Origin of the sequence: Salipiger sp. HF18, assembly GCF_011806505.1 — a bacterium.
Classification (GTDB): domain Bacteria; phylum Pseudomonadota; class Alphaproteobacteria; order Rhodobacterales; family Rhodobacteraceae; genus Salipiger; species Salipiger thiooxidans.
The window spans coordinates 1-8,262 of sequence record NZ_JAATOS010000160.1 but is presented as its reverse complement, the minus strand read 5'-3'; the positions used below and the strand labels follow the sequence as shown (position 1 = coordinate 8,262).

The 8,262-nt window shown below is 64.5% G+C and carries 8 protein-coding genes and 2 pseudogenes; 9 read left to right on the top strand and 1 reads right to left on the bottom strand.

The genetic code is table 11. From position 1 onward, the window contains the following. The 5 genes and pseudogenes from HC022_RS14090 to HC022_RS28595 all read left to right on the top strand — a co-directional run. The coding region (locus HC022_RS14090; RefSeq protein WP_167452865.1) for a P-loop NTPase at nucleotides 1-497 on the top strand (497 nt) is incomplete at its 5' end. A 159-nt stretch (nucleotides 498-656) separates the two neighbouring features. Further along, on the top strand, nucleotides 657-2,339 hold the full coding sequence (locus tag HC022_RS14085) for a glycosyl hydrolase (protein WP_368484669.1): 1,683 nt from the start codon (nucleotides 657-659) through the stop codon (nucleotides 2,337-2,339). Further along, nucleotides 2,336-2,905, top strand: a complete 570-nt coding sequence (locus HC022_RS14080; RefSeq protein ID WP_167452863.1) for a DUF2478 domain-containing protein — start codon at nucleotides 2,336-2,338, stop codon at nucleotides 2,903-2,905. The genes HC022_RS14085 and HC022_RS14080 overlap by 4 nt, the downstream gene beginning before the upstream one ends. A 313-nt stretch (nucleotides 2,906-3,218) precedes the next feature. Further along, a pseudogene (locus HC022_RS14075) lies at nucleotides 3,219-3,695 on the top strand (transposase); the annotation flags it as partial. Between the two features lie 117 nt (nucleotides 3,696-3,812). Continuing rightward, a pseudogene (locus HC022_RS28595) lies at nucleotides 3,813-4,164 on the top strand (integrase core domain-containing protein); the annotation flags it as partial. Between the two features lie 31 nt (nucleotides 4,165-4,195). Here HC022_RS28595 and HC022_RS14065 read toward each other — a convergent pair. Continuing rightward, a complete protein-coding gene (locus HC022_RS14065; RefSeq protein WP_167452862.1) occupies nucleotides 4,196-4,924 on the bottom strand; it encodes a GntR family transcriptional regulator in 729 nt (242 codons plus the stop codon). 134 nt (nucleotides 4,925-5,058) lie between these two features. Here HC022_RS14065 and HC022_RS14060 point away from each other — a divergent pair, with 134 nt between their 5' ends. The 4 genes from HC022_RS14060 to HC022_RS14045 all read left to right on the top strand — a co-directional run. Further along, the gene (locus tag HC022_RS14060) at nucleotides 5,059-5,826 is read left to right on the top strand and encodes an SDR family NAD(P)-dependent oxidoreductase (protein WP_167452861.1); all 768 of its coding nucleotides are present in this window, start codon (nucleotides 5,059-5,061) and stop codon (nucleotides 5,824-5,826) included. A 1-nt stretch (nucleotide 5,827) separates the two neighbouring features. Next, nucleotides 5,828-6,688, top strand: a complete 861-nt coding sequence (locus tag HC022_RS14055; protein WP_167452860.1) for an oxaloacetate decarboxylase — start codon at nucleotides 5,828-5,830, stop codon at nucleotides 6,686-6,688. Between the two features lie 36 nt (nucleotides 6,689-6,724). Then, nucleotides 6,725-7,780, top strand: a complete 1,056-nt coding sequence (locus HC022_RS14050) for a TRAP transporter substrate-binding protein (protein WP_167452859.1) — start codon at nucleotides 6,725-6,727, stop codon at nucleotides 7,778-7,780. 72 nt (nucleotides 7,781-7,852) lie between these two features. Beyond that, a partial coding sequence (locus HC022_RS14045; protein ID WP_167452858.1) for a TRAP transporter small permease subunit occupies nucleotides 7,853-8,262 on the top strand: 410 nt, incomplete at its 3' end.

Here is an 8,262-nt window from a genome sequence, read left to right as displayed (position 1 = left end):
TGGCCCAGATGGACAGCCTCAAGGCCGGACGCTTCTGCCGCGAACGTGGCCTGCCTGTCATCGGCGCCGTGGTGAACATGGCCGGCGTGCAATGCCCGCATTGCCACGAGGAGTTTCACCTTTTCCCCGACGCCGGCATCGGTGAGGCGCTGGCCAAACTGGATATCGACAAGATAGCAGAAATCCCCCTGTCGCCCGAACTGGCACTTGGGTCCGACCGGGGCGAGCCGATCGTGACCGCGCTGCCCGACAGCGTCGTGGCGCGCGCCTTTGACCCGATGATCGACGCGGTCTCCGCATTGGGGCGCGCCGGGTTTCATCAGGCGGTCGCCGCCACGATGCAGGATGTCTTTGCCGAGAATCTGAACGACGCAGATCTGAAAGAGGCCCTGGCCGCCTTGCCCGCTGGTGCCTTGGGTGCCGACCTTTCGGAGCTGCTGAACCAGGAAGCGAGCAGACTGAAACAGGCCTCGCAACCGGTGAAGGAACGCGGATAAATGGACGGATCAGCTGAGACGATTTCACGTCGTGGATTTTTCCGCGGCCAGTTCGGGGCACGCCCCGAGACGGCACAGGGCTGGTACTCGGTTGTCGGCCTTCCCGCCGGGGCCGACGACGTATTCTGGGATGGCTGGGCGGATGACTCTGGCCTCTTCGTGGTCGGAGACCATGGCGCGATCAACCATTTCGATGGCGAGGACTGGACCCGTATGGCCTGCCCGGCCCCCGTGCCGATCCACGCGCTGTGGGGGACGGATCGGTCAAATCTCTGGGCCGTCGGGTGGATGGGCCTGATCCTGCACCATGACGGAGAGGTCTGGAGCCAGATGCGCGGCTGCGTGGTCGATGCAAAAGGCAAATACGCCTCCGTCGACGAAAACACGCCGCTCTTTGCCATTTGCGGCGGCCCGGACGGGCAGGCCTGGGCCGTGGGGGATCGCGGCATGGTGCTACGGTTCGACGGCACCGACTGGCTGGTCGAAGACGCCGGCACCCATGCGCATTTGCGGGCGGTGATTTGCCTCGACGATGGGCGCGTGATGGCCGCAGGCGGCGACGGCACCGTGGTTCTGCGCGGCACAGGCGGCACCTGGCAGGCGCTCGATTGCCCTGTGGCCTCCAATTTCACGGCCGCTTTGGCCCTGCCCGACGGGCGCGTTCTGCTGGCCGGAGGGCGCTATTTCATCCAGGCCAACGGGTTTCGCGGCGATCTTGTCCTGTGGGACGGCGAGCGCTTTGAAAAACAGTTCTCCGATACGGAGTTCAGCCGCTTCCGGGCTCTCGGCCGCACGAACAAGGGCGTTGTGACGCTTGGCGATGCGGGACAGATCCACCTGATCGGCGACAACCGCGCCGTCCGTTTGCAAAGCGGCACTGGCCACGACCTTCTGGGGCTGGTCGACCTGCCCTCGGGGGACCTGATGGCCGTCGGCGATTACGGCAGTCTCCTCGTGGGCGACAGCGCGGCGCTGACCTGTTTCGCCCCCGCCATCCAGCCCGGAGAAGACCCGTCGAACTGGTCCGAAATGACAAGCGGCACCGACCGCCAGCTTTGGGGGATGTGGCATGATCCCGATCAGGACATGCTCTTTGCCTGCGGCGAGGAAGGCACCGTTCTGGTCCATGATCGCGGCCAGTGGGAAGCGCTGCCGCCCGCAGGCGCGCTTGGCATCCACGATCTGGCGCGCGCCCCGGACGGCGGATTGCTGGCGGCCGGTCAGCTGGGCGAAATCCACCATTTCGACGGCACGCGCTGGCGCATGCACTTCGATCTGCACATGGACGTCACGATCCTGTCGATGTGGACCGACGGAAACGGACAGATCTTTGCCGCCGGGGACGAGGGCCTTGTCCTGCATTGGGCCGGCGACAGCTGGGAGCGGATGCCGTCCGGCACCAAGAGTGCGCTTTATGGCCTCTGGGGGATGGATGCAGAGCATCTTCTGGCCGTCGGGGACTTCGGCCAGATAATGCGGTGGAACGGTACGCGCTGGGACGAATTCAACGCCGGCACCGAACATTTCCTGTTCGACGTCTGGGGGCGGTCGCTGAGCGACATCTTCGTCGTCGGATTGTCGGGCACTATCGGCCATTTCGACGGATCGCGCTGGCACATCACCCCGGCCCGGGCTCGCAACGACCTGCTGGCGCTGACCGGGACCGAGAGCGACGTCGTGGCCGTCGGAGCCGCAGGTGCCGCCGCCCGGTACGACGGACAGCGGTGGCACATGGACCCGACAGGTACAACAGCTGGCTTGCGGGCCATCGCCGTGGAGGGCACAGGCCGGTATTTCGCAGCTGGGGACGGCGGGACGATCCTCTGCCGCGACGCTCAATGACCGCCTTTGCTGCCAAGACCGTTGGCTTGATCGCAGACGCCCTCCCGGTCGAACGGCCCCTCGTGGGCTACATCCGGTCCGAGCATCGCGGCGTCGGCGACATCGTCCTGAGCACCGTGGCCGAGCGCCTGATCGCCCAGGGCGTTCGGGTTCACGGCGCCATTCAGGTCAACCGCGACCGGCACGACGGCCGGCGCTGCGACATGGACATCAGGATCCTGCCGGAGGGATCCGAGATCCGGGTGTCGCAAAGCCTCGGCCTTGGCGCGCGTGGCTGCCGGCTGGACAGCGGCGCGCTTGAGATGGCGGTCGCCCGGGTCGGCGCGTCCTTCGGCCCGGCGGCGGACCTGCTGATCGTCAACAAGTTCGGCAAGCAGGAGGCTTGCGGCGCAGGCTTCCGCATGCTGATCGGCGAGGCCATCACCCTCGGCGTGCCGGTCCTCACCTGCGTGAACGCGCTGAACCAGGAGGCGTTCGACCAGTTTTCCGCCGGGCTCCAGATGCGTTTGGACGCCTGCGCAACGACGCTGAACGACTGGTACATGAGCTTGCGTCAGCCTCCCTGACCTCACGGCCGCGCGATCCGGATATCGACCTGCATTCTCCCCTCTAGCAACACTCCGTGAAATGCCGCCCAACGGTCAATCTCCTGCGCCACAAGATCCCACCGCATCGATGCGCGGTGACGTGACGACATACGGATGACCGCAGAACCGACCCCGGGGTCGAGCGCAGCGAAAGACCGGTTTGACGGGCCGCGTCGCGGCACCAACACGTTCGGACGAATGTCAGGTCTGGGCCTATTTTTTTTGAAAAACTCGCGCTTGATCGGAGGGCCGTCGGCTGATTCAATTCCCGCAATGGGTGGGAGGATCGACGATGATGGGACCGCGGCAGGAGGCGCAACCGGCGCTGTTCTACGGGTTCTCGCTCGAGGATCATGTCCCGCCAGATCACCTTCTGCGCTCGATTGACCGTTTCGTGGATCTGTCTGGAATCCGCAGCTGCCTCGCCGATTTTTACATCCCTCCTTTCCTTCCGTCTGTAGGGGGGTAGTTGCTGCTCCGCAGGAGGTTGGTGGGGTATTGCTTCGGCATCCGGTCGTAACGGCGGCTCTGCGAAGAGGTGCATCTGAATCTCGCTTACCGTTGGTTCTGCCGCCTGGACCTCAGTGACCGGGTCCCGGATCACTCGACTTTTTCGAAGAACCGGCACGGCCGGTTCCGTGACAGCGAGCTATTGCGCTACCTGTTCGAGGCGACCGTGGCGCGGTGCATTGAAGAGGGCCTGGTCAGCGGACAGCGCATGGCCATCGACGCGAGCCTCATTGAGGCCGATGCCAACAAGCAGAACTCGACGCCGAAGGAGGACTGGGACGCGAGGCGGATTGATCCCGCTGATGCGCCCCGAGGGGGCATTCAGTTCGCCGAGCAGCCTCGGAACCGGAATACCTCGTATTCACGGCCGATGCGCTTTGACATGATCTGCAAGGTAAACGGGATCGAGCACCGGCTGACCAAGCCCAACCATCCTTGGAGTTCCGAGGATCAGAAAAACGATCCGGGGGATCGTTTTCCCGAGGGACGGACAGGTCGAACGGATGAACCGCACTATCAAGGAGGCGACCGTCAAACGGTACCATTACGACAGCCACGACCAGCTGCGCACTCACCTCGCAGACTTCATGGCAGCTTACAACTTCGCGCGCCGCCTCAAGACCATCAACGGGCTCACACCATACGAATACAACTGCAAGATATGGACATCAGAGCCAGACAGATTCATCCTCGATCCGATCCACCAGATGCCGGGACTGAACACCTAGCCTCATCCATCATGAAGCCTGATCGCCCGCCTCAGTTCTTCTTGTAAGAGAATAGGGCCTTAAGTCGCTGGCGCTCGTTTTCGGCCCGCGGTTCCTGCGCAAGGTAGGCGTTTGTGTAGTTCACCTTGGTCTGCCCGACATGGAGGGCCAACAGGTTGCGCACCTCTGCCACCTGCTTCTGCGCGATCAGCCCCGGCATCGCCTTGTGATCCGCGAGGGAGCGCCCCGGCTCCCCTTCCGCGCGCACCGCCAGCTGCGTCCGCAGCGCCGAAACCCGGCCGATGATCATCGCGTAGCCCCGTTCAAGGTAGAGGTTCCCGGCATGATCGATGATCGCCTGGTGGTAGCGCGCATCCAGCCGGCCGTAGGCACGGATGTCCCCTGCGGCCACGAACTGTTCCATCTCGCTCGCGATGGTGGCCAGAGCTTCTGCCAGTTCTGGCCGAGCATGCTCCAGCGCCAAGTCAAGGGCCTGCATCTCAAGCCCGGCGCGGTAGTCGCAGAGCATCGCGATATCCTCCAGCCCGGGCGTGAAGATATAGGTGCCCGACTTCGGGACGATGGTGACCAGATCTTCAAGTTGCAGCAGGTTCAACGCCTCGCGGATCGGGGTCCGGCTGACCCCGAATGCAGCCGCAAGGTTCTCTTCCGAAAGGGCTTCTCCGAATTCGAAGCGCGCATCGATGATCGCGTCCCGGATGTCGGCTGCGATCCTTCGGGCGAGGGGCTGCTTGCCCGTGGGCGGCGTGCGGGAAGTCATGGAACCCTTTCGTCTTGACTGGGGTGACATCCTATATGGCTCATCTTCTGGGATACATCATCTTGTATTTTTATCTTGTATCCCAGACTACGCAAGGCTAGCGTCGCGGTGGAGAGTGGATTCGGGAGGAGACGATGGATCAGGCCATGCCTGCGCTCGACTACAGCTTTTATTTTCACGACCGGCCCGTGCTGGTGACCGGCGGCGCTTCGGGCATCGGCCTGGCGATTGCCGAACGGCTGCTGGCCTCCGGCGCCCGGGTCGCAGTCTGGGACCTGCGGCAGGACCGGCTGGATGCGCTGGCGCAGCGCTACGGGGACCGGGTGCTGTCACAGCTGGTGAACGTGGCCGACGCGGAGGCCGTCACCGGCGCTATGGCGGAACTGTTCGCCCGTTGGGGCGGGGTCGCGCACCTGGTGAACAACGCCGGGATCATCGGCCGTATCATGACGCTGGACGCGTTCGATCCAACGGAGTTCCAGCGCGTCCTGTCAGTGAACCTGGCATCGGTCGCTCAGGTCACTGCGGCCTTCGTCGGCGCCGATGGCGATTTCGGCGAGCGCTCGATCGTCAACCTGGCCTCCATCGCAGCGCGCACGGGCGGTATGGTCGGCAACATGGCCTATGCCACCACCAAGGCGGGCGTGGCGACCATGACGCTGTCGATGTCGAAGGAACTGGCGCCCCATGTCCGGGTCAACGCGCTGGCCCCCGGGATCATCGACACCGAGATCCAGATGGACTCCCTGGGCGACCGCGAAAAGGTCGATGCGCTGGCGGACATCATTCCCCTAAAGCGGCTCGGGCAGCCCGCCGAGGTGGCAGAGGCTGCCGTCTGGCTGCTCTCGCCCGGTGCGTCCTATACCACCGGCTCGCTTCTGGACGTGGCCGGAGGACGCTGAGATGACCCAAGCTTCAACACTGCGAAGCCTGATTGCCGGCCCCGGCATCGTTTCGGCCCCCGGTGCCTACGACACGCTGACCGCCCGGCTGGTGGAACGCGCGGGCTTCCCCGCGGTCTACATGACCGGCTTCGGCGCCACCGTGTCGCGGCTGGGCCTGCCGGACCTGGGCTTCATGACCCAGACCGAGATGACCGCGCATGCCCGCGACATGGTGCGCGGCACCTCGGTGCCGATCATCGCCGATGCCGACACGGGCTACGGTGGGGTCAACAACCTGCACCGCACGATCGAGGAGTATGTGCAGGCCGGCGTCGCCGCCGTGCACCTGGAGGATCAGGTGTTGCCGAAGAAATGCGGGCAGCTGGGCGGCATTCGCCTGGAAACGCCCGAAGCCAACGTGCGGCGGCTCAAGGGGGCGCTGCGGGCCCGCGGCGACAGCGAGATGATGATCATCGCCCGGACCGATGCCCTTGGCGTCGATGGTCTGGACGCCGCGCTACACCGGGCGAAGGCCTATGCGGATGCGGGGGTCGACATGGTCTTCGTCGATGGCGTGAAGACCATCGCCCAGGCCGTGACGATCGGGCGCGCTCTCGATTTCCCGCGCGTTCTCAGCATCGTCGACGGCAACGAGACCGCACAACTGAGCATCGCGGACGCGCAGGACATGGGCTTCAGCCTCGTGTTCCACGCCCTGTCGACCCTGTTCGCGGCCTCGCATGCCGTCGCGAACACGCTGGCGAGCCTGAAGGCCGCCGGCACAACGGCGGGTCTGAGCAGCCAGCTCGACGATTACGCCACGCTGAGCGATGCGGTCGATCTGCATCGCTGGGAGGAGATCGACGCGACATACGGCTGACGCTTCACCACCACTGATAGTCAAAGGGAGGAAACCATGACAAGTCGCACCACAGGAAAGATCATCGCCGGCATCACGCTGGCCACCTTCACCGCGCTGGCAGCTCTGCCGGCACAGGCGCAGGACCGCGTCCGCTGGCGGATGCACTCCAGCTACCCCGAGGCGATGCCGGTCGCAGGCGCGACCTCGTACCACCTGGGCAAGACGATCGACACGATCTCGGACGGCTCCTTCGACATCCGCGTCTTCGAACCCGGCGCGCTGGTCGCGGGCACGCAGTATTACGATGCGGTCTCCAACGGCTCCATCGACGCGGCCTACGGCTCGCCCGCGTTCAACACCGGCAAGAACTCCGCTTATGCCTTCTTCGCCGCCGTCCCCTTCGGCCCGGGTGCCGGCGAGATGATGGCCTGGCTGCGCTATGGCGGCGGTCTGGAGCTGGCGAACGAACTCTACGCCCAGGACAACCTCTACATGCTGCCCTGCGGCATCCTTCCGCCGGAAACCGCTGGCTGGTTCCGCAAGGAAATCAAGACGCTGGATGACCTGAAGGGCCTGAAGATGCGCTTCCTCGGGCTGGGCGCAAAGGTGATGGAGAAGTTCGGCGTCTCCACGCAGTTGCTGGCTCCGGGAGAGATCTACCAGGCGCTGGAACTGGGCACGCTGGATGCGGCGGAACAGTCGATCCCCGCCGTTGACCGCGGCCTGGGCTTCTACCAGATCGCCAAGTACAACTATTTCCCCGGCTGGCACCAGCAGTCCACCGTGCAGGAACTGCTGATCAACCTCGACAGCTGGAACAAGCTGGACGAGAGCAAGCAGACCATGGTGCGCCTGGCCTGTGACCAGGCCTTGATGCAGCAATTCGCCGAAGGCGAGGCGGCCGAGTTCGACGTCATGCAGCAAAACCAGGAAGATGGCGTGCAGACCATGACCTGGACCGACGACCAGCTGTCCGCCTTCAACGCGGCCTGGCAGGAAGTCATCACCGACGAGACTGCCTCCAACCCGGACAGCCAGCGGGTCTGGGACAGCCTCACGGCCTTCCGTGAAAACTACAAGATCTGGGGCGATACCGCCTACCTCAAGTAACCCCCCCTTCCTGAACATCATGGCGCGCGGGCAACCCTGCCCGCGCCCGTCGCGGCGACGTGGGAGGTAACCGTGCACGCCCTTCTCAAGATTTCGGACATCTTCGATGCCATCGGTCGGCGTATCGGCCAGGTCGGCGCCTGGATGATCCTTCCGATGATCCTGATCATCGTCCACGATGTCGTCACCCGGAAGATCACCGTGGTGCAGCAGTTCGTCCTGAACTCCGCCCTGAACGACTACATCTCTCCGACCAAGCTGCAGGAGGCCGAGTGGCACCTGCATGCGGTCATCTTCCTGCTGGCCTATGGGCTGGCCTATCTCAATGGCATCCATGTCCGCGTCGACCTCTGGCGTGAGGCGCGCTCGGACCGGACCAAGGCATGGGTCGAGGTTGCAGCCCTGCTGGTGCTGGGAATTCCCTATGTCTGCGTGCTGATCTGGGCCTCGGCGAACCTGGCGCATACCTCCTTCCTGCAAGG

Excerpts from the sequence above, each read along its gene's own strand:
- HC022_RS14080 (WP_167452863.1), top strand. The coding sequence starts at position 2,336 with ATGACCGCCTTTGCTGCCAAGACCGTTGGCTTGATCGCAGACGCCCTC.
- HC022_RS14065 (WP_167452862.1), bottom strand. The coding sequence starts at position 4,924 with ATGACTTCCCGCACGCCGCCCACGGGCAAGCAGCCCCTCGCCCGAAGG.
- HC022_RS14060 (WP_167452861.1), top strand. The coding sequence starts at position 5,059 with ATGGATCAGGCCATGCCTGCGCTCGACTACAGCTTTTATTTTCACGAC.
- HC022_RS14055 (WP_167452860.1), top strand. The coding sequence starts at position 5,828 with ATGACCCAAGCTTCAACACTGCGAAGCCTGATTGCCGGCCCCGGCATC.
- HC022_RS14050 (WP_167452859.1), top strand. The coding sequence starts at position 6,725 with ATGACAAGTCGCACCACAGGAAAGATCATCGCCGGCATCACGCTGGCC.